Here is a 26,415-nt window from a genome sequence, read left to right as displayed (position 1 = left end):
AAATTAAGACCGGCTGATAAACTGCCGGTCTTAATCTTAATGTTTATTCATAACACGGTGCTAATTAGTTTAAACCTGTGAATTTAGAAGCATCATAATAGCCTGAATCAATCAACGCTGACTTCACATTGTCCTGTGTTACAACTACAACTGGTGTTTGTTTAGATGGCACTTCTTTTTTACCATTGTCATATGTAGCATCTGTTGCTGGTGTCTCACCTTTTAAAATAGATACTGCCATATTAATAGAATCAGCAGCTAAAGTTCTTGTATCTTTAAATACTGTCATAGATTGTTTACCATCGATTACATATTGAATAGAAGCAACCTCTGCATCTTGACCTGTGATAACATAACTTGATACATCAGAATCTGCTGCAAATACATCTGCAATTGAACGAGATGTGCCATCATTTGGTGCTAGTACAAATACATTTCCTTTATCTGCTGCGCTAACTGCTGTTAAGTGAGCTTCAGCTTTGGATTTAGCAACGTTAAAGTCCCAATCAGTTGTGACTTGACCAATAATAGTTGATAATTGATCACGAGTAAGTTCTTTCGTATCCTTTAAGGCTAAAGCTTCAGAAGAATTTTTGATAACGAAGGTACCGTCTGCAATTTTAGGTTGTAAGATATTCCATGCCCCTTGGAAGAATAAGAAAGCATTGTTATCTGTAGCTGCTCCAGCATAAAGATATAATGGATTACCTGTTCCTGATGCTTTTTCACTTAAGAAAGTACCCATTGCTTCTCCAACAGCAACACTATCAAAAGTCACATAATAGTCAACAGCATCGGTTCCTGTAATTAAACGGTCATAAGCAATAACAGTTACACCTGCTGCCTTTGCTGCTTCTACCGTTGCTGCTGCAGCTGAAGCATCTTGTGCACAAATGATTAATACTTTCATACCTTTTGAGATTAAAGTCTCGACATTAGCTTTTTCTGTAGCTGATGAACCTTGACTAAATAGTACTTGATTTGTAAAACCAGCTTTACCTAGAAGTTCTTCAAACTTACCTTGGTCCTGGATCCATCTTGGCTCATCCTTTGTAGGAAGAACAATGCCTACTTCAATATTTCCAGAATTACCACCAGTTGCTTTGCTATCTCCTTTATTGCTACATGCTGAAAAACAAAAAACCATCATAATACATAAAACAAGGCTTAAAATCTTTTTCTTCATAGCACCTACTCCTTTACGGTTTCTTAAGATAAATTGATTGTAGCATAGGCGTATAAGGAGTTTTTTTATAAGTATCTGTACTTTTTTATGAAGTTTTCATTTTTCTTTTAGGAATAGGATATTTTTGTTACAAAAAAATCCTATTCCTTATCCATCATATTGAGATAAACATCCTCTTTTAAATGAAATCCACCATCAATAATGACTTCATCCATATTCTCTTTGGTTACCTTAATTGGTGTCAAAGCACGATAAGGGATGTCGTAACTACCATCATTTATAGTTTGCTTTGTTTGCACTGGCTCATTTTTAGCAAGAGTTACTGCAAGCTCAGCTGCTTCCTTAGCTAACTTGGTAACATCTTTAAAAATAGTCATTGCTTGAGTGCCCTCTACTATTCTTTGACAAGCTGCAAGGTCTGCATCTTGTCCTACCACACATACTTCTCCTGCTAAGCGATATTCTGCTAGAGCCTTTACAGCTTCTCCTGCCAGATCATCATTGCCACAAATAATACCATCGATAGCACCATGTTGTTCCACCCAATGAGATACTTCATCAAAAGCCACTTCTCTTAACCAATTCTCAGCATATGCCTTATGTAACACCTTAATCTTAGTTTTGTTTAAAACCTTAAAAATAGCATCTTCTATTATGGTAACATTATTATCTGTAGGTGAACCACATATCATAATAATGTTACCATTATCAGGCACCTGCTCTGTAACTGTTTCTGCTAATAATTCACCTATCTTTTCATTATCAAAAGAAATATATAGGTCTACATCTGCATTTTTAACAAGCCTATCATAAGCAATCACTTTTATCCCTTGATTTTTTGCTTTTTTGACAAGTGGTGTAAGTGCATCTGCATCCGTCGCTACTAATACAATCACATCTACTTTTTCTGCAATTAAATACTCTATTTGTTCTTCTTGTCTTCCTACTTCCCCATTTGCATTTTGCACATAAACCTCTGCCCCTAGTTCTTCTGCTTTTGAGATAAAAGCATCTTGTTCTCTGTACCATCGCTCTACCACAAAAGAATCAAAAGACAGTCCTATTTTGATCTCTACATTCTCTTGCTTTATGGTTTCTAATGGCTGTCCACACCCTATTAGTACGCACATACAAGTAGCAAGTAAAATCCCTCCTATTCTCTTCATCTTATAGCTCCTCTCTGTACTCAGTCGGCGTTACACCTATTTGCTTTTTAAATAACCGACTAAAATAATTTGGATCTTTATAACCAATTGCTACACATACCTCCTTTATACTCATTTCCTTAATCATTAGTAGTTGTTTAGCTTTTTCTATGCGTACCTGTGTCACATAATCAATAAAATTTTCTCCTGTTTCGTCTTTAAATACTTTACTAAAATAGTAAGCACTAATATTAACTAATCTTGATACACCATCTAAGGAAATATCTTGATTAAAATGCTCATCAATATATTGTTTTGCTGTAGAAACACTCTCACTATAACATTCTTCTTTAACAGCTTGTACCTGTTTTACTAAACCCGAAAGGGTTTCTTGAAACCAACCGCTTAGTGCTTCATCTCCCTGAAGCTGAAAAATACGTTCTAAACCCTCTTCTTCTGTATAATAGGTTGTATCAACTACTTGTCTTTTAATAAGAATAATGGTTTCTAGTAATTTGACTTTAAGCACTACCTCATTGGCACCATAAAACTCTATAAGTTCTCCTAAAAAATGATTGGCTTCTGCTAAAACAGCTGTACTATTTCCTTTTTGTACAAGGGTTAAAAAGTGGTTTTCTAGTTCTGTTATGTAGTTTTGCTTACTATGATGAGATAAGACTAAGTCATTGATATGTACCACACTTCCCTCTAATGACCTTAATGCTCTTACAGCTTCCTTATAAGAAATAAAAAGCTTCTCCATAGACTGTACACTACCTATCCCTGCTCGAAACCTCACATCTATACGTGTCTTTAATTTATTTAGCATATCTCTTGTATATTGTATGATTTTAACACGTTCGTTATACTCATTCTCTAGGTGTAATTCCGGTACAAAAACAACTACCTTATTAGCCATAATAGGACCTATCACACAAGAAAAAAATTCTTTAATAATCTCCTTAAGTTCCTCATAAAACTTTTGTGCTTTTACTGTTACTCCTGTTGGATTAGTCATGTTTTTTTCTTTAATCTCATCTCCAAACTCTATAATCATTATATAGCCATTATTAGCCTCAATATCTAAAAGCTCTTTAAAATTGTTAAGCTGATTATCATAGTCCTCTTGAAATAAAATACTGTGTATAAAACCATTTTCAATAACAGGTACAACCGCCTCTAATTTTTCTTTATTCTTAAGTTCAATTTCCCTCACATGTCTTTGCTGATCTACACGCTTCATTGCTTTTCCTAGTATATCTACTATTTTATTACTGTTAAAAGGTTTTGTTAAAAATTCTATCACCCCTAAATCAATAGCTCTTTTGGCATAATGAAATTGATCAAATGCTGTAATGACTACAAAATAGGTATACGGACTAAATTTTTTAATCTCCTCTATTGCATCCATGCCATTAATACCTGGTATTTGAATATCCATTAACGCAATGTCTGGTCTAAAGTGCTCTGCTATTTCAATAGCAATGCGTCCTGTTTTAGCACTTTCAATAGCGCAAACTTCATTAAAATGCTTTTGAATAATCATCTTAAGTGACTCTATAACGATTCCCTCATCATCTACTAATAAAATCTTATACACGCGCCTCCACTCCTTCCTCTACTGACTGATTTAAAGGAATTTTTAAAGCAACCTCTGTTCCTTTATTCATACCTTCACTACTAATCTCTAAAACTTCCTCAATTCCATAAAATAAACACAAGCGATTAACTACGTTATGTAGACCAATCCCATTAGAGCTCCTACTTTCTTCTTCCTTGCTTGTTTCACCTGATAATACTTGTTTAATTCTCTCTTTACTCATCCCTTTACCGTTATCCTTCACACTAATCCAGATTTTTTCTTCTTTCTCAGCAATGGTAAGTTTGATTTTACCTTGCCACTCAATATCTCTGATACCATATTGAAAGACATTCTCTACAATAGGTTGAAGAATCATACTAGGTACCTTGGTTTGCAGTAACTTGTCATCGATTTCCTTCATGTAGCTTACCTCACCTGAAAAACGTACATTAATAATATAAATATAATAATCTACTAATTGCACTTCTTCCTCTAAGGTGGTTTCTTGATTAATTCTGGCAATATTATATCTAAAAAACTCTGCCATATTTTCAATAAATTCCGATGTACGTTCAGCACCTTCCATCATGGCTAACTGTACCCCTGCATTTAAGGTATTAAATAAAAAGTGAGGATTAATTTGAGCTTGCAAATATTTGAGCTGAGCATCTTTTAAATGATTTTCCATTAAAAGCTCTTTTTCTTTCATTTGACTTTCTATTTCCATACGTTCTCGTAAACGTTGAATATAGTCTTTGATACTACCAATCATCTTATTAAATGCTTTTGCTAAAATTTCTATTTCATCACCGGTCTCTACATGCATTAAATCTATTTCTAAATTACCTTTAGCAATCTCATTGGCTTGATTAGATAAAAGTATTAAAGGGTGTGTAATACGTCTAGATAAAATAACTAACATCACGCCATTAAAGAAAATAACACTCAATAAAATAATTGTACTTGCTAACTCTAAATATTTAAGCGACGAACGTAACTTTAAATAATTGTAGGAATTATACTGAAACTGAGCACTATTTAAACGGCTAATATAAGCATTAATATAGCCATAGATTTGATTAGCGCTGTTATAACAATCATTATACTTTTTTATATTTCTTCCTCGTTTTGCTTGGACAGCTTCATTGGTTTTACTTAAATAGTCTGTAGACATTTTTCGAATATGACTTTCCATCATTAAGCTAGTATGATCTGAAGGCTTTTCATTTAGATTTCTTAACATTCCTTGGAACTCTTGTATACTGATGTAATAAGCTTCTAAGTCCGAAGAGTTCTTAAGCTTTAAATACTGGTACATATGCTCTTGTACTTTCTTTAAACTTTCTGAAAGTTGCATCAGATTCGTATTACTTGTATAAACTGAATCAAACTTATTAATGGTATAATTAATATTCACATAGGTAATAAAGTGAGCTACTAAGGTAATTACCGAAGTGTAAATAAACACAAAAACAAGTTTACGGCTCATAGACTGATTAATCTTATTATTCATCCTTATCCCCTTTTAATTCATATTTACTTTATGGGTATCTATATTCTCTGCATCAATGACATTAATGTCCACTGATAAATATTCATTTACTCTTCCCTTTAAATTAAAATCTTCAAGCGCCTTTATGGCCTTTTCACCCATTTGTTTTGTATCAATTGCAATTGTAGAATGAATAATATTTTTAGCAATAGCCTCTAAAATAATATCCGACTTATAGTAACCCATGATTTGAATATCACCTACACGGTTATAATCTACTAAAGCTTGATAAGCACATTGCGTATCCTCTGCAGATAAGCAAACTAAGACATCTGTGACTTTCTGTGGACTCAAAATAATATTTCTTATGGATTCTTCCGCACTAAAGGCATTGGCTCTATTAATTGCTTTTGTTTCTACTGTTATTTTCTCTTCTTCTAAAGCTTCTTTAATGCCTAGGCAAATCATATTTTGATTATTACTTTCTGCTTCTGCATCTACTAATACTGTTACCTTGTTAATAGGCGTTTCAATTTTCTTAATCTGCTCACCATAGGCTTTCCCTAAATTAACACTATTAATCCCCACGAAGCTCTTTCTTTTCCCCTCTACGCCATCATACAACAAAGTAATAACCGGTATGCCTTTCTGATCTGCTTCCTCTAAAAGTGTCGTTGTTTCTTTATCTTCTGGAACAACTAAAATACCATCTACCTCACTAGAAATAGCCATTCGTAAGTAATCATTAACTGAATAATCATTACCTAATTCTTCTCCTAAATTTTCGACTAAAATATGTTGTTTTTTCCCTTCTTCTTTAGCTGCTTCAAAAACACTTTCCCAAAAAGAATCACTTGCTCCTCCTGAAATAAAAACATAGTGCTTATCATAAGCCAACGAGGTCGTCATTTCTGCTACCGATAAATGACTAATCTTAGCTCTTAAAAAAATTGTTCCCAAAGCAACAATCATTAAAGCAGCCATGCAGCTTACAATCATACTTATTTTTAAAAGCTGTTCATTACTCATTCCACCTCGTGATTTTTTCATTCAGCTCCTCCTTATCCCTTGTTATAACGCACATTATTTCGACTCTATTATATATTATTTTATATTATTTTACTATTTTAAAACTTAATATTTTCAAAATATACACCTTATTTCGAATCTATTGCTAATCTACTTATCTTTCTCCTATTTACCTTCATATCTCATTTATGCTATAGTGATTAAATGTTTAAACAAATCTAAGTTATTTTACATATAAGTAGGAGGTAAATATGACAACCCTATTACTCATTAGACATGGAGAAACACCCTGGAACGTTTTAGCTAAAGTTCAAGGGTGTCAAAATATTGCTTTATCTGAAACTGGAAAAGCCCAAGCTTCTTTGTTAAGTGAAAGGTTAAACGGTGCATTTACTGCCGTCTACACTAGCCCCTTACATAGAGCCTTTGAAACTGCTGAAATTATTTGCAAACCAACACAGCTTAGTCCTATACCTTTAGAAGCACTAAAAGAAGTAGATTTCGGCTCTTGGGAAGGCCTTACCTTTAAGGAAATCTCCAAGTTATATCCAACACATTTCAACACCTGGCTCACAGATGAATCAACTGGACCTATGTACGATGGAGATGGCAGTATTCAAAATGTCAGCAGGCGTGCTAAAGCTTGTATTTACAGCATCGTTCAAAAACATCCTAATGAAACCATTGTCATGGTCTCTCATGGTGGACTTATTAAATCAGCTCTTATTGGTCTTTTTGATTGGAAAATGAATATGTATCATCACTTTGCTTTAGGCAATACTTGCATTACCACTATTCGCTTTGACGAGGCGCAAAGGCCCATGCTTGTTAGTTTAAATGATACCACCCATTTAAATACACCTGTTACAGCGGTTTAATTACCGGCACTTTCATAAATACTAATTCCTTTATTAAAGGTAGCGTAAGCAATTCCCCATCCTACAAGTGCAATAAGTACCTCTACACCTATTAATTTAAGAGCTGCCTCTCCCGTTAAAAAATAACTTGCAGGGTAAAAAGCTACAAAAGCAAATGGCACAATCGTTGATAAAACTAGTTGTATAGGCTTTGAATAAATAGAAACCGGGTATTTTGCAAAATCAGACATATCATAGGTAAGCTGCAAAATACCTCCGCTATTTTTTACCCAAAAAGCTAAAGAAGCAAAAAATAATTTTATATCTGTATAAATAAGTGCACCTGCTCCTATTGAAATAATAAATAAAACAATATTAAGGAGATTTACACTCACAACTCCTTTTTGAATAGATCCCCCTACTAAGAGAAACCCTACCATCAATTCTCCTAAAGCATCTGGTTGAAACTTATCACTAATCAGCTGAAAAAAAGGATTCATAGGACGTAATAAATAGCGATCAAATTCGCCTCTTATAACCATTCTAAAAGCAAGTATCCATACATTATCTGTTAGTAAATGATCAATCCCCCTAGGGATTTGTGCAAATCCATAGATAAAAAGTAATTGATTAAAATTCCAACCATTTAGTTGTGGAATTTGATTAAAAATCAAAGCCAGACAAATAATGCCACAGCTTTGAACTAATAAGTATCCTAATAAACCAATAATAAAATCCACCTTGGACTGCATTAAAGTCTTTAAATACTGTGCTACAAACAACCTATACAATTTAGCATACTTTTTTAATTCTTTCATTTTTATCCTCCCAGTACCGTAAGTCTCTTAGTTGCCTTATGCCATACGATGCAGCTTAATATATAGAGTAATATTACCCATACAATTTGTTTGCCCATAGCTAAATAGAGGCTACTACCTTGTAATTTTCCTAGATAAATCATAACCGGCGTATAATTCATGGAAGTAAAGGGTAAATAATCAAATACATGTCTTACTGCCTCAGGAAAAAATACAATTGGAATAATCTGTCCAGTAAGGAATAATAACAGTGCATTTTTAATCATTGCCATTCCCCATACATACTGAGTATAAAAAGCAATCATACCAAAACAAAACTCAAAGAAAAACAAAATGAGAAAACTCATCAACCCACTTACTATATAAAAAATTATAGTACTTAAAGAAGGTGGTATTATTCCTTTACCTACCCAATTAACTAGAATAAGGCCTAGCCACACAAACCCTGCGGGCATAACTATTTGACTGAACATCCCTCCTAGAGATTCGAACAAAAGCTTTACCTTATAGTTAATAGGCTTTATGAGATTACTCGCTATACTTCCTTCTACAACATCTATTCCAATATCTGTTGCAATTCCCACGCGAACAATACTTCCCGTTACATAGCTCATAAAAATATAGGTAATCATCTCATCTATAGTGAAGCCACCTAATATCTGTTGGTTACTATTTTGATATACAGCCACCCACAAATAGTAATTAGCTAATACCTCTAAAAAGCTGGAAAAAATGAAGAGATAAACACTTATAGGGTAAGCTAAAAAAGTCTGAATCTTTGCTTTCATAAAAGGGATATAAATACGAAGCTGGTGTTTAAGTTTTTTCATATAATCCTCCCCTACTCTTCTATCATGCCATGCTTATAAATACTTTTTACAATATCGCCAATATCTGTATCTTTCATCTTCACATCTCTAATTTCACTGGTTTTAGCTACCTCATTCATCAAATCTGTAAAGTGGAGCTGATCTTTTTTAAAGCAAAAGCTAATCTCTGACGGATGAAGCTCATAGCTTAGCGCATCCTCTGACAATCCAAATCGTTTTCTATAATCTATCCCTTCAAATGGTTTTGTATCTTTTACATCAAAACTAACTGTTTTCTTAGCTCCAAATAAGGTCTTAATCTTTTCAATAGTACCATCATAAATGAGTTTGCCACCATCAATAATGATAATCCGATTACAAAGCTCCTCAATATCACCTAAATCATGTGTTGTTAATACAACCGTTGTTTGATAACGGGCATTAATTTCCTTAATAGCTACTCTAATACGATCTTTCACTACTACATCTAAACCAATGGTAGGTTCATCTAAGTAAAGTACTTTAGGGTTATGTAACAGGGCTGCAGCAATATCAGCTCTCATCCTTTGGCCTAAGGATAAGGTTCTTACTGTACTTTCCATAAAAGATTCTAGCTCTAAAGTTTGATTAAAAAAGGTCATACGTTCCTTATAATCCTCATCACTTACACCGTATATTTCCTTTAAAATTGAAAACGTTTCCGAAAGTGGCAAATCCCACCACAACTGTGTGCGTTGTCCAAAGACTACTCCTATATTCTGCGCATTCTTTTGCCTTGCTTTATACGGAACAATGCCATTTACAGTACACGTCCCTTTAGTTGGCATCAAAATACCTGTCATCATCTTGATAGTGGTAGACTTACCAGCACCATTACTTCCGATATACCCTACAATCTCTCCTTTATGAATGTTAAAGGAAACATCTTCTACGGCTACCTTTTTTACTTTATCAAATGAAATTAACCCTTTAAATGCGCCCTTTAAACCTTTATACTTCTTATTAGAAACAAACTCTTTGGTCAAATGATCTACTTTTATCATAATTTGTTCCATACGTTCCCCCCATAATATATGAATAAATTTTCAAATAATTACTAATTATAGAACATTCGTTCTCCGTTTGCAATTAAATTATTTTAGGTTTTAAATAAGTGCCCCTTTATTTTTTTCCAATATTAGATTAGAATATAATGATACTAATTATTTATTCTTAAATTTTCTATTTATAAAATAGATAGATGTATGCTACATATATTTATCTTGGTATAAATCAAATGATAAGTGAGGTTGTAAATATGTCGTTAGAAAATACTTCTTCTAATTTTATCCGCAATATTATTGTTGGAGATTTAGAAAGTGGCAAACATAATGAAATCATTACACGTTTTCCACCAGAACCAAATGGTTACCTTCATATTGGTCATGCTAAATCTATTTTACTTAACTTTGGCTTAGCTGAAGAATTTAATGGGAAAACCAATCTTCGTTTTGACGATACTAACCCAGTTAAAGAAGACACAGAGTATGTTGAATCTATTGAAGAAGATGTTAAATGGCTTGGCGTTCAGTGGGAGAAAAAATTATTTGCTTCTGACTACTTTGAAGAAATGTATAATCGTGCTGTCCTTTTAATTAAAAAAGGAAAAGCTTATGTATGTGATTTAACACCAGAAGAAGCTAAAGAATACCGTGGTACATTAACAGAGCCAGGTAAAGAAAGTCCTTATCGCTCTAGAAGCATTGAAGAAAACTTAGATTTATTTGAACGTATGAGAAAAGGGGAATTTGCTGACGGTGAAAAAGTACTTCGTGCTAAAATCGATATGAGCTCTCCTAATATGAATATGCGTGATCCTATTATCTATCGTATTGCCCATGCTTCTCACCATAATACAGGTGATAAATGGTGTATCTACCCAATGTATGACTTTGCTCATCCACTTGAAGATGCTATTGAGGGAATTACTCACTCTATTTGTACTCTTGAATTCGAAGCGCATCGTCCACTTTACGACTGGGTTGTTGAAGAATGTGAAATGGCAGCAAAACCTCGTCAAATCGAATTTGCTAGACTTAATATGACTAATACTGTTATGAGTAAACGTAAACTTAAACAACTCGTTGATGAAAGAGTAGTTGATGGCTGGGATGATCCTCGTATGCCTACTATTTCTGGTCTTCGTAGACGTGGTTATACGCCAGAAGCTATCCGTAACTTCTGCAGAGAAATCGGAGTTGCCAAAGCTGACTCTACAGTAGATAGTCAAATGCTTGATTTCTTCCTTCGTGAAGATCTCCAACCAAAAGCTACTTTAGCTATGGCTGTTTTAAAACCACTGAAGCTTGTGATTACTAACTATCCAGAAGGACAAACAGAACTTCTAGAAGTTGAAAATAATGCAAAAGATCCAGAACAAGGTACACGCATGATTCCATTTTCTCGTGAAATCTACATTGAACAAGATGACTTTATGGAAGTACCTGCTCCAAAATACTTTAGACTTTATCCAGGTAACGAAGTACGTCTTAAAGGCGCTTACTTTGTTAAGTGTACAGATGTTATTAAAGATGAAGCTGGTAATGTGGTAGAAGTACACTGTACTTATGACCCAGAAACAAAAAGTGGTTCTGGCTTTACAGGTCGTAAAGTAAAAGCTACTATTCATTGGGTAGATGCTGCTACTGCCGTTCCTGCAGAATTTAGATTGTTTGAACCTCTTATTTTAGATGATGCTCCAGAAAATGAAGGTAAACACTTCTTAGAGCAAATCAATCCAAATTCACTTGAAGTATTAGAAGGCTTTATTGAAAATGTGGCTTTCAAGGATGCAAAACCACTTGATAAATTCCAACTTGTAAGAAATGGTTTCTTCTGTGTTGATGGTAAATACTCTACAGAGGACAAACTTGTCTTCAACCGTATTGTACCACTTAAAAGCTCATTTAAACTTTAATACAAAATAACCAAAGGCCATTATAGGGTTAACGGATAAGTTAATCTTATAATGGCCTTTTCATTTATTAGTCGCTACAAAAATGTCTTTGCCTTACCACTTAGCAAGTAGCTCTTTAACTTGTTTTGTTACCTCTTCCTCTGTTGTATTTTCTATTACTTCGATCCCTGGCATTGTAGGGATAGAAAAATCCTTTGTTTTAACATAGGCATCCCAATTTTCTAGTTTCCAAGTATCCCTATCTGATGCTCTCAAAATCATACGCTCATGAATAAGTTCTATGTCACAATATACCCATACTAGCTTTAATTCTGCTTCCATTGGAGCTAAACGTTGCTCTAGTGCTTCTATATAGCTCCTATTCCTAAATTCCTTAGTGAAAGGCGCATTTAAAATAACTTGATCATTATAAATAAGTGCTTCAAGTGCAACCTCCATAGCTGCAATATATTCAGCATCCCTTAAGTACGTATTAAAAAAATCAGAATCTCTATTATAGGGCTGATGAGCTGCTGCATATGCTGCTTTTGATAATGGAATAAAGGTATCCTTATCTAGATAAACTGGCTGGCTTAAACTACTTGCAATTTTTTTAGCCACAAAGGTTTTACCACTTGCAGGTGGTGATCCTACTAAAATAAGCTTCTTCATTATTCTCCCAACCTTCTTACTACATAATGACCATATTTTCCTTCAAAAAAGATATAGTTCTTTGCTATAGCATAAAAAGCACTATTATAACCATATTGATCAACACAGTGATCATCTCTTTTAATCCCCAATTTATCACAGATATGCACTAACTTTGGTGTCGTTACAAAAGGTAAAATAATATTATAAACACTTTGCTTATGTAAAAACTCTAATAAGCGTGTTGTGTAACCTAGATTCAAATAAGCCTCGTCTACCTTAATCTCCCTAATCATTAGCGTGCCATCTGCTTCTTCCTCATAAACGAACTTAAGATTATCATTAATGATCAAAGCAGTTAGTTCCTGAAAGGGCAGTAAAGTTTCTGGCACTACTCTTACATGGAAACCAGCTTCTGCTAAAAGTGCCTTTAAATCATTCATGTTTTCCCCTACCTTCTATTTACTTTTTATTTATACCATATTATAAGCTTTCCTTTTATCATATACAATATTCTTAATTAATAAAGGTTTGCTGCTCTACTATTCTTTTATCATCACTTTTAAACATAGACCTTACATCCTTTAGTGCAATTTTTAATTTTTCATAATCTGAGCTAGATATAAGCGGGTCTTGCCCTGCCTCATAAAGATGTACAGCTCTTTTAGCTGGTAAAATGCGATAATGATATTTCCCTTTGACCCGTGAATAATCTACCCAAGTTGGAATATAAGTCACCTCTTTTATGGATAATTCTCCTGTTAAAGGTGCTTTATTTAAAATGATATTAAAAATGGCACTTGTTTCTTTATAGCGAGATCTCTGCCCGGATATAAAATTACCTTGTGAATATAAAATAACCACTTCTTTTGATCTTCCATTCATTTGAGTTTTACGTATTTCCATAGGCTCCAGTACATGAGGATGACTCCCGAGTATCACATCTGCATCATTTTCTACTAGAAAATTCACCATTTCTTTTTGTGCTTTGTTAGGCGTTTTTGCATATTCCACACCAAAATGTATACTTATACAAACTAGCTCTGCTTTTAAATCTCTTGCTTTTTTAATATCTGCAGCTATTTTTTCTTTATTAATATAATTGATACTATATTCTTTCCCCTTGCTTACCTTAATACCATTGGTGCCATATGTATAAGCTAAAAACGCAATCTTACTTCCCTTTACTTCTTGAATGAGAATAGTTTCACTACTTTCCTTTGTTTGATATGTACCTGTGCATTGTAAACCTCTTTGCTCTAAAACATCTATCGTTCTCTTTAATCCTTCAAAATCTCTGTCTAAGCTATGGTTATTAGCCGTTGTTAAAACATCAAAACCTACGTCTTTAAGCGCATCAGCAAGCTCATCTGGTGCATTAAACCGGGGGTAGCCTGTATACTTTTTATCTTTTCCCGAAAGTGTTAGTTCTAAATTGCCTATGGTTAAATCTGCTGCTTTTAAATAAGGTGCTACTTCCTTAAACATATAATCATATGCATACGTTTTAGTCTTAGGATCATATCCACTTGTGATTTGAGGCTCATGCATCATAATATCTCCTACAGTGGTGAGCTGTATCGTCTGGGGTGTTAGCGCTTCTTGCCATTGTCCTAATACCTCATCTACCTGTGAAGTCGCTTCCTTTACATATTGCCAAACATTTTGTGACTGCTTAAAATTTTCATCAATCTTTCCCCCTGAAATAACCTGAGAATGGCCCATACTTATTGTCAGAACTATTATTTGTAACAATTGTATATAGCAATGAGACATTTCTTTTTCCCTCACCTCTATCTATTTTTAATTCTATTATAGCACCCAATTCCAATTTTTACTAATTATTTAGATTTTTCATACCAACAAAAAAGCTATTACTTTTAAATAATAGCTCTTTTTGTTGGTATTTATATATTATTTGGTTTTTTTGTTCCTCGATTTACCATTTCTGAACAAATGAACATAAGTACAACAAATATCATAAGAAATACAGGCATAATCTTAAAACTCATTCCTTTGGCTAAAAAACCAAATACAGGAGGTATAAAGGTACTGCCTACATAAGCACAAGCCATTTGGATTCCCATAATGCCTTGAGACTGCTCTTTTCCAAATCTCTGAGGTGTTTCATGAAGCATGGCAGGATAAATAGGTGCACAACCTAAACCAATAAGCATAAGTCCTGTTAACTGACAATAGCTCGTAAATGGCATTCCTAGTAAAATAACTCCCAGTAAACAAATGATTTGACCTAAACGCATCATTTTAATATTATTAAGTTTTATAGCTAAAAAGCCTGCCAATAATCGCCCTACTGTAATCCCTAGATAATAGATGGATACCCACTTTGCTGCTTTTTCAGCTGATAAACCTAATGTATCTACTAAAAAGGTACTTCCCCAGAGTCCAGTTGTTAATTCTACACCGCAGTAGCAGAAAAATGCTATAAGCGCTGGTTTAGCGCCTCTCATTTCTAATAATTCACTTATACGTGTATTACTTTTTTCACTCTCTTTATTCTCTTCTTGTTTCTCCATCTTCTTCCATAATGGTAAAGTTACAAATAAACAGATGACTAAAATACCTTGAATTAAGCCAATAGTGGCATAACCCATTCTCCAACCACTCTCTCTTAATAACCAAAAAGACATAATAAACGGTCCAGCAGTAGCTCCTACTCCCCAGAAGCAATGTAGCCAATTCATATGCTTTGCTTCATAATGTAATGCCACAAAATTGTTAAGGGCCGAATCTACAGCTCCCGCTCCTAGACCTAAAGGAATACCTAATAAACATATTCCCCAAAAGCCAGGTACCATATAAGTTCCTATAAGGCCCAAAGCTGTCATTAGTACACTTATGGCTGTTACTTTTCCTGTCCCAAATCTTTTAATAAGTCTTTCACTGAATAAGCTAGATATAATCGTACCTCCAGCCACAATCATTGTTGCAAGCCCTGCATAAGAAACCGGAACATTGAGTTCTAAATGCATCATAGGCCAAGCTGAACCTAATATAGAATCTGGTAATCCTAAACTAATAAATGAAATATAAATAATTACTAACAAAATCGTAGACATATTTTTTCCTTTCTTAATCCCTTCTTACTTATTCATTTATAGTATGACTTATGATAATAGGTTCACCGAAGGTCTTTAGTAACCCACCTGTAACCTCTACCTTTTCTTTACTTATTAAATTGATATAACTTCCATCTTGTAAAGGCACCTTTACACACGCTTCTTTCCCCTTTAAAGTGAAAAGCCCTACTAAGATTTGCTCCTTAGTTTGATAACTGCCTACTACTATATGTGCCTCATCATAAGCTTCAAGTTCATAATTGCCTTTAGCGACAATGTCTTGCTTTTTAATATTATATAATGCTTGTAATAAATGAGTTAAATCATGACCTGTTTCCCAGTTAATCGGCTCTTTCTCAAATAGACTTGGTGTATGTTCTGCTTCTACTTCTTGTCCACCATAAATAAGAGCTGTTCCTTTTTGAAAATACATGAAAGCTGTTAGGTTCTTAAGGGCTTTTTCATCTTGAACCCTCTGTTTAATTCTAGCTTGATCATGATTTTCTAAGCATCTAAGCTTTACATAGTTAGAAGGATAAATGACCTCTTGTTTTTTTAATGCTGTAATATACGAGGTAAGTGTAGCTTTGCCTTCTATATAAGCCTCAAATTCATCCCAAATATCATAATCATAAGTTATATCAAAGGCCTGATAAACTTCACTATCCGAACAAGCATTAAAGCCTAGATGACGTACATATTTTACAAACCCTGGATGTACTGATTCTGCTAGCCAAATAAAACCAGGGTGAATCTTTTCCACCTCACTTCTTGCTTCTAACCAAAATGCAAGTGGTACAAGTGAAGCTACGTCACAGCGTACACCATCTACAAGCTTTGCCCACATTTTTAAAGTTTCTATTTGGTAATCCCACAAAGCTTTATTCTGATAATCAAGATCTATCACATCTGCCCAGTCACCTGCTTTATTACCTAGACTTCCATCTTCTTTTTTATAAAAATACTCCTTATGTTCCTTTACCAATACCGAATCTATAGCGGTATGATTATAAACCACATCTATGATACACTTCATATCTCTTTTATGTATTGCTTCTACTAAATGCTGAAAGTCTTCTAGCGTTCCATATTCAGGATTTACTTTCCTGTAATCTTTAATAGCATAAGGGCAACCTAAGCTCCCTTTTTTACCTTCCACTCCAATTGGATGAATAGGTAAAAACCATATCACATCTGTTCCTAGAGCTTTAATACGATCTAAATCTTTTTCTATTGCTTTAAAAGTACCTTCCATGGTATGATTACGAACATAAATTGAGTAAATCACTTGATTTCTAAGAGATATTTCTGTACAAAGAGCCATTTTCCCAACCTCCAATAATCTGTTATTTCTTCTTATCATACCATTTCTTAAGCCTATATACTTCTCAAATATTGACCGCTTTTTATGCTTTTATGACTTTTTTCGATATTGTATAGGCGAACAATTCTCTTTGTTTTTAAATAACTTAATAAAGTTACTCATATTATTAAATCCTACTTCTAAACAAATTTCCGTAATTTGCATGTCTGTTTTTATTAATAACTGTTTAGCCATCTTTAAACGGTAATCATTTACATAAGCCATAGGTGCTTTACCTATCATTCTTTTAAAAAACCTACTAAAATATTGCTCATTCATATTTAAGATAGTTGCTAAATCTTTCACATAAAATGCTTCCTTATAATGTTCTTCTATATAACTAAGAACCTTTTTAATAGATTCAACCTTATAATCTACACTACCACTTTTATCTTCTAAAAATAACCCATTATTTTGAAGAATCATTAATATATTGAGGAGTTCTACCTTAATATTTAGCTGGGCACTTAAGCCTTCTGCTACACTTCCTCCAGTAGCTATTGAAAACTGTCCGCTTTGCTGATGCCACTGAACGATTCTCTCATAATGAATTAAAATCTCCTTTCCCACCATATTCTTTATACCTATGAATCTTGGAAAATGTAATTTATTTTCTAAAAGAGGCTGGATGAAACGTGCTTGTACTTCATCGTACATACTAAAGCCTAACATTTCTAAGTTAAAGACTAGGGCACTTTCCTTTACATTTCCTTCTGCCTTAAGGGCATGAAGTTCTTCTTGATTAATAAAGCAAAAACCTTTTTCTAGCCAAGTTGGCTCCATATTGATATCTACTAAAAACTGTCCTTCTTCCAAATAAATAAGTTCTACTTCTTTATGCCAATGGTGGTTAACTTCTAACTTTATACGATTATGATCATGCTCATATAATACACAAGGAAAATACGCCGTCCCATGATTTTTTTGTTCTTTTAACGCTTTATTGTTCATTTTTAACTTCCTCTATTTTAAAAATATACGATTAGTAAAAAACCTCTTATAGATTATTTATCGTCTATAAGAGGCTTTTTCACTATTCTATTCTTCACTTGGATTTATATACGCTTTCCTTAAAGTATAAGAGGCGTATTATCTGCACAAAATAATACGCCTCTTATTTATAACTGAGCCACCCGGGAATCGAACCCGGGACAACTTGATTAAAAGTCAAGTGCTCTACCGACTGAGCTAGTGACCCAAACTCTCTTTTACAAGAGAAATCGGGGTGACAGGACTCGAACCTGCGGCCTCCTGAACCCAAATCAGGCGCTCTAGCCAAACTGAGCCACACCCCGTTTTATGTTAGCAACTATTTACTTTCCCAGTCTGTCTCCAGATGGGTATCATCACTAACAAATGACCCATACGAGAATCGAACTCGTGTTACCGCCGTGAAAGGGCGGTGTCTTGACCGCTTGACCAATGGGCCGTGTTGACTTTTATTATATTACATGAACTATTTACATATGTCAACACTTTTTATATCAACTTTAATAAAAAAGACACTTCTTCTGAAGTGCCTTATCTCATTGTATTAACTTTCTTCATTATAGTATATATTTACAGCTCTTTATGTATTAAGTGCTACAAAGACTAATTTAAATGCCATTAATCCTAAGAAAACCACCCCTAAGATTAATGTAAACTTTGCTGCTTTAAATTTCTCCGCGCCAATTTCCTCTGACTCAGCTTTTTTAACCATTTGCATTTGTACTAAACCACTAAGTACTTGGGTTGCTCCAACCACTACAATTGCTAGGTCTACAGTCACCTTACCCAGTAACATTAGCCCCGCAAAAACAACGGCTAGAACGCCACAAACAATTGCAATTATTGTTCCTATATCCAACTTATTTTTCAAGTTTATTTCCTCCTAGTCGTGACTTATTTTATGTTTAATTTTATTATAACAAATTTTATTTGATATTTGTTGCTTTTTCTTTTGTGAAGTATGTGATTTTATGCTATTTTATTTTTCATGTTCACTATTTCTTCACTTTTTCTGCATCTTTAGCATATGCTTAATCTCTCTACCTCATTTTTAACCTCTTAAAGTTTGCTTTCTAGCATTTAATGATTCTACTTGATAAGTCTTAAAAAGCCTTTTTCTTCTATTCAAATTTCTATCCAAATAACTAGGTCATAGCAAAAGGTGCCTTTCATTACTTATCACTAAGTAATAAAAGGCACCTTGACTTATCATCTTATGTATAGAAGCTTATAAGTTTTCAATAACACAGTTAGCAAATTCTGCTCCTGTTGCACCATCATTTCTACCTGTCATTTTAATAGTATCATTTGCAATCTTAAGCGCTGCAATAACACGGTCAGCTTCATCTTTATAGCCAATATGACGGAGAAGTAATTCTGCTGCTTTAATCATACTTGCTGGATTAGCATATTGTTCTCTTCCTGTCTCCACCATTCTTGGTGCACTACCATGAATCGCTTCAAACATCGCATACTTATTACCTACATTAGCACTACCTGCAGTACCTACACCCCCTTGGATTTGAGCAGCTTCATCTGTAATGATATCACCATAAAGGTTAGGAAGTACAAATACTTCGAAATTCTTTCTTACTTTTTCATTAATAAGGTTAGCAGAAATAATATCTACAAACCAGTCATCTACTTCTATTTCTGGATATTCTTTAGCTACTTTATAACAAAGCTCTAAGAATTTACCGTCTGTTTTCTTAAGAATATTAGCTTTTGTAATAATAGCTACACGTTTTTTACCATTTTTACGCGCGAATTCAAAAGCTTGTCTTGCTATTCTTTCTGTGCCTTGAGTAGTTGTTACTTTAAAATCAAAAGACATATCAGCATCTAAAGCAATCCCTTTGCTGCCAAGTGCATATTCACCCTCTGTATTTTCACGGAAAAAGGTCCAATCAATACCTTCTTCTGGTACTGCTACTGGTCTTACGTTAGCAAATAAGTCTAACTCTCTTCTCATGGCCACATTAGCACTTTCAATATTAGGGCCATCACCTTTACTTGGTGTTGTCGTTGGGCCTTTTAAAATAATATCACAAGCTTTAAGCTCAGCAAGCACATCATCTGGAATAGCTTTATTAGCTGCAATACGGTTTTCTATCGTTAAGCCGTCAATTTGTTTAAATATAATTTTGCCACTAGCTACATCATCTTTAAGTACAGCACGAAGAACGCGCTCAGCTTCTGCTGTAATAGCAGGTCCAATACCATCTCCACCACAGCAGCCGATAATGATTTGATCTAGCTTACTGTAATCTACAGCCCCTGTATCATTTTTCATTCTTTCTACTCTAGCTAATTGTTCCTCTACTAAGGCTGCAAAGTGTGCTTTTGCTGCTTCTAACTTATCCATCTTATATACCTCCTAAATTTTCCGTTTTATATCCTTTTCTATTATATCAGAATAAATATGCACTTGTCTAAATTTTATATCACAATCTTATAAAAAAATAATGGAGATGCTGCTTTAACTTCAACATCTCCAACTACATTTTTTAACCTAAATACTTTGTGTTTCTTCAAGTCATTTTCTCATGCTGCCTTAGATGTCTATTTTTGAGCAAGATAATGATTAATGTATTCTTCTAATTCTTCATCACTCATAACAGTCGTACGACCATCTTCATATTGTGTATCTACCCAATCTTTAATGCTAATACAGAGTGGATCATTTTTATCAATACCTTTTAGTTCACTACAATCAGGATTACTATTAATCCAGTGAGCAATACCTGCAAGGCCTGATGTATTACTAATAGAGACACGTACAGGTCTATTTAAAAGTTTTTCAGTATCAAAAATATTATAGATTTCTTCATTTTTAAGTAAACCATCTGCATGAATTCCTGCTCTTGTTACATTAAAGTTTTTACCTACAAATGGTGTACGTTCTGGTATTTTCTCTCCAATTACATTTTCAAAATACTCTGCAAGCTCAGTGATTACTGTTGTATCCATACCATCTAAAGTACCTTTTAACTGTGCATACTCCATAACCATTGCTTCTAGAGGTGTATTACCTGTTCTTTCTCCTATACCAAATAAAGAACAGTTAACACTATTACAACCATAAAGCCATGCTGTTGTTGAATTAGCTACAGCACGATAAAAGTCATTATGTCCATGCCATTCAATCCATTCATGAGGTACACCAGCATATTGATGAAGTGCATACATAATACCTGGGACACTACGTGGAATCATAGCACCTGGATAACTTACACCATAGCCCATTGTGTCACAAGCACGAATTTTAATTGGCATCTTAGTTTCTTCACTAATTCTCATCAGTTCCCTGGCAAAAGGAACGACGAATTTATAAATATCAGCTCTTGTAATATCTTCAAAATGGCAACGAGGAATGATGCCTTTATCAATACATTGTTTAACAATCTTTGTATAGTGTTCAATTGCTTCTGAACGTTTCATATGTAGCTTATGGAAAATATGATAATCTGAACAGCTTACTAAAATACCTGTTTCATTAATCTCCATGTCCTTTACAAGCTGAAAATCTTTTTCAGATGCACGAATCCAAGAAGTAATCTGTGGAAACTCATAACCTAACTCTCTACATTTATAAACAGCTTGCCTGTCTTTCTCGCTATAGAGGAAGAATTCACTTTGTTGAACAATGCCATTAGGCCCACTTAATCGATGTAACATTTTATAAATATCAACAATTTGCTCAGTTGTATAAGGCGCTCTTGACTGTTGACCATCTCTAAAAGTCGTATCTGTAATATAAATCTTTTCCTGCATAGTCATAGGCACATGTACATCGTTGAAGGCAACTCTAGGAATTTCATCATAAGGGAAAAATTCCCTAAACATATTCGCCTCAGCTCTATCCTCTAATAAATGGTTCTTTTCAGGGCTAGTAAGTAAATTAGTTCTCTTATTTAGTTCAAACACAGTATCACTCCTTGCATCTTTCTATTTTTAATCCTTTAATTATCTGAAAATTACTTATGTATAATTGTATACAATCATACTATTCATGTCAATAAAAAATTAAATATTAAATTATAATTTTTTAAATAAAAAAATATTTTACAAGAGTAACATTTTTTTCCATACTTCATACTATAGTTAATGAAGAAGCTAAGAACAAAGTTTCTCAAAACTTGTTTTTATTTCTAGAAAAAAATATTATCATTTACTATTTTGGTAATATAAGTAATTTTTTAAATAGAAGGTTCATATAATTAAATATAGTTTTCATAAGGAGGTCAAATATGTCTGCTTTTAATGGTTGCTGCAATTCGGGCTGTAACACACATTCATATTCTGACTGTCATCCCACTTTTAAGCATAATTGCTGTAACCAATGTCACTTAAGTTGTTCATCCTGGTTACCCCTTATCATTTTGGCTCTTATTCTTATTTGCTGCTTAGGTGAATGTGGTTGTCTTATTATTATGCTAGGAGTTGTTTGTCTACTTTGTAAAGGAATATTATAGATTAAATTTTTAAATATAGGAGGCAATATCATGGAAGATTTTAGATTCTTAGAAGATAACTGTACTTGTATTATCATTATTATAGCATTCTTCTTACTATTTTGCGGTAAAGGCAGTTGTGGTGGCGGCTTTAACCTAGATTGCTTATTCAATAATTTCTTTGGTGGCTGTGACAATTCTGCTTGGATGTGGATTATCATTATTGTTATTGTTTGGATGTGCTTCTGTAAATCACCTTGTGGTTTCTTAAGAAACGATATTCAATAGGCTTAATAAAATAAATAAAAATAGGGGGATGTAAAAAAACTCCCCTAACGAAAAAATCGCTGAGGTCGTAAGACTTCAGCAATTTTTTTGGTATAATTTATTTATGCTACTAAACAAAAATACCAATGATAATTTTACACCAAGACAGCTAAAATTACCATTGGATATCGAAAAAATAATTGATATTTCAGATCCAGTATATACTTTATGCGAAGTAATGGATCACATTGACCTAACACGATATTTTGTAGAGAAGGACTGCAAAACAGGTCGTCCAAGATGTGATTCAGATAAAATGCTTAAGATTATACTTTTCACTTTTATGGAGCATGGCATTAGTTCTTTAAGAAATATTGAAAAACTCTGCCGTACAGACATCAGATATATGTATCTTCTTGACGGAATGAAAGCTCCATCTTTTGCTACTTTCGGCAACTTTATTCGTAATGAATTAACGACTTCAATTGAACAAATCTTCATTGATATCAATTCTTATATTTTTGATCAAGAGCATGTGGATTTACATCACACTTACATCGATGGAACAAAGATCGAAGCTAATGCTAATCGCTATACCTGGGTATGGAAGAAATCTTGCATCAAAAATAGAAACAAAGTGTTCGAAAAGATCTCATTACTCATCGATACAATGAATTCAGAGGTTCTTAGTTTTCTTAATGTGAAGTTAGAAAAAAGAGATGAATATGCGATTGATTACGTTGAGGCATTGCTTGAAAATTATCAGAAGGCAATAAATCTAGAGGTTTCAAAATTTGTTTCCGGAGCGGGGCATAAGAAAAGTATCCATCAAAAACAGTATCAGGAAATGCAGGGGTATCTAGAACGCCTCAAGAAATATGCAAAGCACCTCGAAGTATGTGGTGAGCGAAGAAATAGTTATTCAAAAACTGATCACGATGCAACTTTTATGAGAATCAAACGTGATTATATGGGAAATGACCAGCTCCTTCCTGCTTACAACATGCAGGCTTCCATATGTGATGAATATATAGCTGTAATAGACGCAAAACCTTATGCTTCAGACATGGAATGTTTTCAACCTTTAATGGAAAAGTTTAATGCTACTTATGGTCATTATCCAACGTATCCTGTTGCTGACGCAGGATATGGTTCTTATAATAATTATCTTTATTGTGAGGAACATGGCATGGAAAAATATATGAAATTTACTATGTTTGAGAGGGAAACTAAGAATGAAAAATATCATTATGATCCATATCGTGCAGTAAATTTCAAAAGAGATGAACAAGGAAACCTGATCTGTCCTAATAATAAAAAGTTTATATATAAATGTGATAGGCATATATATAAAAATCAATATGGTAGAACAGAAGAAATATATGAATGTGAAGACTGTGCAGGATGTCCATATCGTAGTGAATGTTGCAAAAGATCACATGGAAATAGAACAGTACGCCTTAATCGAGAATTAACAGAAATACATAAGGAAGTAATAAATAATCTAGAATCAATTCATGGTGCCTTATTGTGTATGAACAGAAGTATTCAATCAGAGGGGACATTTGGGATAATTAAGTGGGATAGATCTTATAAAAGATTATTTCGGCGAGGTGAAAAAGCTGTCATTTTAGAATTCACGTTAATTTCTTGTGGATACAACCTCTATAAGTATCATAACAAGAAACATCGGACATCCATAGCTGCATAAAAAACGGATATAATATCATCATTTAAACCCTATAAAACCATAGGCTTAATAAGTGACTTCTAATTTTGTGATAATGATAATAAATCTATTAAAAAACAAGGAGCAGGTCGCTACAGGCGACCTGCTCCTTGTTTCGAGGCTGTTTTTTTACAGCCCCCTATTTTATTTATTTCATTTATATACTCACTATCTAATTGGAAGAGGCTGACCAAAAAAGTGGATTTTTCCATCTTTTTAGTCAGCCTCTTATTAGGGAAAAGGTTTTACTGAAATGGCTCATTAAATAGTTTTTCTTTCTTACAAAAATAATTATATCATTGTCTTTCTGCTTTTCAATATAAGTCAATCCTTCTTAACAAGACCTTTATACAGGCTCACTTTATGCATCCATACTTCCTTTTTCTATTGCTGTTACAATTTTGAATAAAACAAGCTTATACATGAGCTTCTTCAGATTTTCCCTGTCTTTATTTTCATCCCTGTAAAGTCTCCCTAGTTCCTCATGCTCTTCCAGGCTTTTTTCAATCATATCATTATAAATAATCGTGTCTACTACAGTTTGTAGTAATTTACTTTCTTCTGGCATAAAGGGTATCATCGCTTTTAATAGCTGCGCTTCCTTACATAAATTTTGTTCACAGCTTTGTCTATAACCATCTAATTGTCGTTTCATCTGAGATATGTATTTCTTGTCCATATATCCCCATATCAATCCCGCTATTTCTGTTAAATCCTGTTCTAAATTCACGACTAAATTCTCATTCTCCATATGATCACTCTCTTATTAACGAATTCATTAGTATTTTATTCTTTAACTCAGATAAAAATAACCATTTCGGTTCTAATCTTCCTCAGAACTATCATACATTATAAAAGATACCCTAAATGGAGGTTTTGTATGAGCACTCTAGATCGGGCTGTAAATAATGATGTATTAATGATCTCTAAATCACTTCTTCCTTACCTAAGGGCAGACCGTCAAAGACCTGTAGCTGTTCTTATTAAGGCCATGGAGTTGATGTATACGATTAATTTATATTCCAGTGAGGATTTTGTGCGTTCAATGAGCCGTTCACAAGAGACCGGTTGGGAAAAAAATTTTCTAACGGATGTTAAACAAAATCTTTCTAGCGATAAAGCTTATTTTATAGATGCTATTTTAAAACTTACAGAAGCCAGAGACTTATTAAGCCCACGTAGTACTACTGATGGTTTAGATGAACCTACTTATTCCTTGCATGCTAGTGACTCTGGTATACCTGAAGATGCACCCCTGGCACCACCGATTACACCTTCTGCCACTTCAGCAGAAACACAAAGTACTTCACCCAATCCTAGTCAAATCATAGATAAATTATCTCCTTTACTAGATCCTAGTCAAGTTCAATTATTAAAATTACTTTCCGGTTTTATGAAATAAACGATGATATAAACTATTCTTAAAGGAGGTAAACGATATGAAGCTTTCTGAAAACCCTGCTTTTCAAGGTGTTGATCAAGATTTTGTTAGTCGTTTAGAAACTATTTTGTCCAGTGCAAATTATAAAAGTAATGTAGAGATATTAGGTCTTCTTATGGCTATTTCTAATGAAGCCAATCAAAAAAATATCCCCTTTACTCCTGAGATGCAACTTGCCATACTTCAATATTTTAAAAGTCAACTTCCTAAAAATCAAAGAGGACAATTTGATGCTCTCGTTAAGATGCTTTCTTCAAAAAAAGGCTTTTAACAAACATAGTATTGCTCTATAAAATAAAGGTGCTAATCTTTCATAGCACCTTTATTTTTTCTATTTTATTTAAAAACCTCTATAAGCTTTCTTTTACTAAAATGGTATCTCATCATATATATTCATTCCTATTGTTAAACACACATAAAAAGTAATGATTGCTAATAATAAAGTAGAAAATACAAACCCTTTACTGAAGACTCTTCTACCCTTTTGTTTTTTTCTAGCTTTCTTTTTTTGTTTTTGCTCTGCCATGCACTTATCCTACCTTATCTAAAACTTATCATTCTTATCCTAAATAGATAGTTCTTATTTT

General features: G+C 33.6%; 25 protein-coding genes and 3 tRNA genes. 6 read left to right on the top strand and 22 right to left on the bottom strand.

The features are described 5' to 3' along the window. Nucleotides 1–64: 64 nt before the first annotated feature. The 5 genes from CLOLE_RS06915 to CLOLE_RS06895 all read right to left on the bottom strand — a co-directional run bounded on the left by CLOLE_RS06915 (nucleotide 65) and on the right by CLOLE_RS06895 (nucleotide 6,455). Nucleotides 65–1,186 carry a sugar ABC transporter substrate-binding protein gene (locus tag CLOLE_RS06915; protein ID WP_013656368.1) on the bottom strand — a complete coding sequence of 374 codons (1,122 nt, stop codon included), beginning with the start codon at nucleotides 1,184–1,186 and terminating at the stop codon, nucleotides 65–67. Between the two features lie 140 nt (nucleotides 1,187–1,326). Then, nucleotides 1,327–2,352 carry a sugar ABC transporter substrate-binding protein gene (locus CLOLE_RS06910; protein ID WP_013656367.1) on the bottom strand — a complete coding sequence of 342 codons (1,026 nt, stop codon included), beginning with the start codon at nucleotides 2,350–2,352 and terminating at the stop codon, nucleotides 1,327–1,329. Nucleotide 2,353: 1 nt separating this feature from the next. Then, complete coding sequence (locus CLOLE_RS06905) at nucleotides 2,354–3,931, bottom strand: response regulator (RefSeq protein WP_013656366.1); 1,578 nt, start codon at nucleotides 3,929–3,931, stop codon at nucleotides 2,354–2,356. Continuing rightward, nucleotides 3,924–5,426, bottom strand: a complete 1,503-nt coding sequence (locus CLOLE_RS06900) for a sensor histidine kinase (protein WP_013656365.1) — start codon at nucleotides 5,424–5,426, stop codon at nucleotides 3,924–3,926. Before CLOLE_RS06900 ends, CLOLE_RS06905 begins: the two co-directional genes overlap by 8 nt. Before the next feature lie 12 nt (nucleotides 5,427–5,438). Further along, nucleotides 5,439–6,455: a substrate-binding domain-containing protein gene (locus CLOLE_RS06895; protein WP_013656364.1), complete on the bottom strand. Its 1,017-nt coding sequence runs from the start codon at nucleotides 6,453–6,455 to the stop codon at nucleotides 5,439–5,441. 230 nt (nucleotides 6,456–6,685) lie between these two features. On the opposite strand from CLOLE_RS06895, the gene CLOLE_RS06890 reads away from it, so the two are divergent. Next, entirely contained in the window at nucleotides 6,686–7,312 is a 627-nt protein-coding gene (locus CLOLE_RS06890) for a histidine phosphatase family protein (RefSeq protein ID WP_013656363.1), read from the top strand. Here CLOLE_RS06890 and CLOLE_RS06885 read toward each other — a convergent pair. The 3 genes from CLOLE_RS06885 to CLOLE_RS06875 are packed head-to-tail and all read right to left on the bottom strand — an operon-like array spanning nucleotide 7,309 to nucleotide 9,973. Next, nucleotides 7,309–8,109: an ABC transporter permease gene (locus CLOLE_RS06885; protein WP_013656362.1), complete on the bottom strand. Its 801-nt coding sequence runs from the start codon at nucleotides 8,107–8,109 to the stop codon at nucleotides 7,309–7,311. The two genes, CLOLE_RS06890 and CLOLE_RS06885, sit on opposite strands and share 4 nt — an antisense overlap. 2 nt (nucleotides 8,110–8,111) lie before the next feature. Beyond that, nucleotides 8,112–8,939 carry an ABC transporter permease gene (locus tag CLOLE_RS06880; RefSeq protein WP_013656361.1) on the bottom strand — a complete coding sequence of 276 codons (828 nt, stop codon included), beginning with the start codon at nucleotides 8,937–8,939 and terminating at the stop codon, nucleotides 8,112–8,114. 11 nt (nucleotides 8,940–8,950) lie between these two features. Continuing rightward, nucleotides 8,951–9,973 (bottom strand): ABC transporter ATP-binding protein, encoded by a 1,023-nt coding sequence (locus tag CLOLE_RS06875; protein WP_013656360.1) that lies wholly within the window; start codon nucleotides 9,971–9,973, stop codon nucleotides 8,951–8,953. Nucleotides 9,974–10,215: 242 nt separating this feature from the next. Here CLOLE_RS06875 and CLOLE_RS06870 point away from each other — a divergent pair, with 242 nt between their 5' ends. Further along, nucleotides 10,216–11,874 carry a glutamine--tRNA ligase/YqeY domain fusion protein gene (locus CLOLE_RS06870; RefSeq protein WP_013656359.1) on the top strand — a complete coding sequence of 553 codons (1,659 nt, stop codon included), beginning with the start codon at nucleotides 10,216–10,218 and terminating at the stop codon, nucleotides 11,872–11,874. 93 nt (nucleotides 11,875–11,967) lie between these two features. Here the strand turns inward: CLOLE_RS06870 and CLOLE_RS06865 are convergent, their stop codons facing one another. The 12 genes from CLOLE_RS06865 to CLOLE_RS06810 all read right to left on the bottom strand — a co-directional run bounded on the left by CLOLE_RS06865 (nucleotide 11,968) and on the right by CLOLE_RS06810 (nucleotide 21,864). Continuing rightward, complete coding sequence (locus tag CLOLE_RS06865; RefSeq protein WP_013656358.1) at nucleotides 11,968–12,525, bottom strand: AAA family ATPase; 558 nt, start codon at nucleotides 12,523–12,525, stop codon at nucleotides 11,968–11,970. Beyond that, a complete protein-coding gene (locus CLOLE_RS06860; RefSeq protein WP_013656357.1) occupies nucleotides 12,525–12,947 on the bottom strand; it encodes a hypothetical protein in 423 nt (140 codons plus the stop codon). Before CLOLE_RS06860 ends, CLOLE_RS06865 begins: the two co-directional genes overlap by 1 nt. A gap of 73 nt (nucleotides 12,948–13,020) precedes the next feature. Continuing rightward, nucleotides 13,021–14,259 carry a CapA family protein gene (locus CLOLE_RS06855; protein ID WP_162145073.1) on the bottom strand — a complete coding sequence of 413 codons (1,239 nt, stop codon included), beginning with the start codon at nucleotides 14,257–14,259 and terminating at the stop codon, nucleotides 13,021–13,023. Between the two features lie 152 nt (nucleotides 14,260–14,411). After that, a complete protein-coding gene (locus tag CLOLE_RS06850; protein WP_013656355.1) occupies nucleotides 14,412–15,584 on the bottom strand; it encodes an MFS transporter in 1,173 nt (390 codons plus the stop codon). A gap of 28 nt (nucleotides 15,585–15,612) precedes the next feature. Continuing rightward, a complete protein-coding gene (locus CLOLE_RS06845) occupies nucleotides 15,613–16,908 on the bottom strand; it encodes an alpha-amylase family glycosyl hydrolase (RefSeq protein ID WP_013656354.1) in 1,296 nt (431 codons plus the stop codon). Between the two features lie 90 nt (nucleotides 16,909–16,998). Next, nucleotides 16,999–17,898 (bottom strand): AraC family transcriptional regulator, encoded by a 900-nt coding sequence (locus CLOLE_RS06840; RefSeq protein WP_013656353.1) that lies wholly within the window; start codon nucleotides 17,896–17,898, stop codon nucleotides 16,999–17,001. 174 nt (nucleotides 17,899–18,072) lie between these two features. Continuing rightward, a tRNA-Lys gene (locus CLOLE_RS06835) sits at nucleotides 18,073–18,145 on the bottom strand. A 22-nt stretch (nucleotides 18,146–18,167) separates the two neighbouring features. After that, a tRNA-Pro gene (locus tag CLOLE_RS06830) sits at nucleotides 18,168–18,242 on the bottom strand. Between the two features lie 62 nt (nucleotides 18,243–18,304). Further along, a tRNA-Glu gene (locus CLOLE_RS06825) sits at nucleotides 18,305–18,376 on the bottom strand. Between the two features lie 141 nt (nucleotides 18,377–18,517). After that, nucleotides 18,518–18,808, bottom strand: coding sequence for a hypothetical protein (locus CLOLE_RS06820; protein WP_013656352.1), 291 nt, complete (start codon nucleotides 18,806–18,808; stop codon nucleotides 18,518–18,520). Nucleotides 18,809–19,165: 357 nt separating this feature from the next. Further along, a complete protein-coding gene (locus CLOLE_RS06815; RefSeq protein ID WP_013656351.1) occupies nucleotides 19,166–20,302 on the bottom strand; it encodes an isocitrate/isopropylmalate family dehydrogenase in 1,137 nt (378 codons plus the stop codon). Nucleotides 20,303–20,499: 197 nt separating this feature from the next. Beyond that, nucleotides 20,500–21,864 (bottom strand): beta/alpha barrel domain-containing protein, encoded by a 1,365-nt coding sequence (locus tag CLOLE_RS06810; protein ID WP_013656350.1) that lies wholly within the window; start codon nucleotides 21,862–21,864, stop codon nucleotides 20,500–20,502. A gap of 578 nt (nucleotides 21,865–22,442) precedes the next feature. Here CLOLE_RS06810 and CLOLE_RS06805 point away from each other — a divergent pair. Together CLOLE_RS06805 and CLOLE_RS06800 are read left to right on the top strand one after the other, a co-directional pair. Further along, nucleotides 22,443–22,679 carry a hypothetical protein gene (locus CLOLE_RS06805; protein WP_013656349.1) on the top strand — a complete coding sequence of 79 codons (237 nt, stop codon included), beginning with the start codon at nucleotides 22,443–22,445 and terminating at the stop codon, nucleotides 22,677–22,679. 103 nt (nucleotides 22,680–22,782) lie between these two features. After that, a complete protein-coding gene (locus CLOLE_RS06800) occupies nucleotides 22,783–24,369 on the top strand; it encodes a transposase (protein ID WP_013656348.1) in 1,587 nt (528 codons plus the stop codon). Between the two features lie 379 nt (nucleotides 24,370–24,748). On the opposite strand, the gene CLOLE_RS06795 is transcribed toward CLOLE_RS06800, so the two are convergent. Further along, nucleotides 24,749–25,138, bottom strand: coding sequence for a hypothetical protein (locus CLOLE_RS06795; protein ID WP_013656347.1), 390 nt, complete (start codon nucleotides 25,136–25,138; stop codon nucleotides 24,749–24,751). 129 nt (nucleotides 25,139–25,267) lie between these two features. Here CLOLE_RS06795 and CLOLE_RS06790 point away from each other — a divergent pair, with 129 nt between their 5' ends. Beyond that, nucleotides 25,268–25,789 (top strand): hypothetical protein, encoded by a 522-nt coding sequence (locus CLOLE_RS06790; protein WP_013656346.1) that lies wholly within the window; start codon nucleotides 25,268–25,270, stop codon nucleotides 25,787–25,789. 37 nt (nucleotides 25,790–25,826) lie between these two features. Further along, nucleotides 25,827–26,099, top strand: coding sequence for a hypothetical protein (locus tag CLOLE_RS06785; protein WP_013656345.1), 273 nt, complete (start codon nucleotides 25,827–25,829; stop codon nucleotides 26,097–26,099). Nucleotides 26,100–26,195: 96 nt separating this feature from the next. Here CLOLE_RS06785 and CLOLE_RS22905 read toward each other — a convergent pair whose 3' ends face one another. Beyond that, complete coding sequence (locus CLOLE_RS22905; RefSeq protein ID WP_013656344.1) at nucleotides 26,196–26,354, bottom strand: hypothetical protein; 159 nt, start codon at nucleotides 26,352–26,354, stop codon at nucleotides 26,196–26,198. Between the last annotated feature and the right edge of the window lie 61 nt (nucleotides 26,355–26,415).

It is taken from the genome of Cellulosilyticum lentocellum DSM 5427, assembly GCF_000178835.2.
GTDB lineage: Bacteria > Bacillota > Clostridia > Lachnospirales > Cellulosilyticaceae > Cellulosilyticum > Cellulosilyticum lentocellum.
The sequence above is the reverse complement of the archived record's forward strand: the minus strand, read 5'-3'. Positions and strand labels throughout refer to the sequence as shown.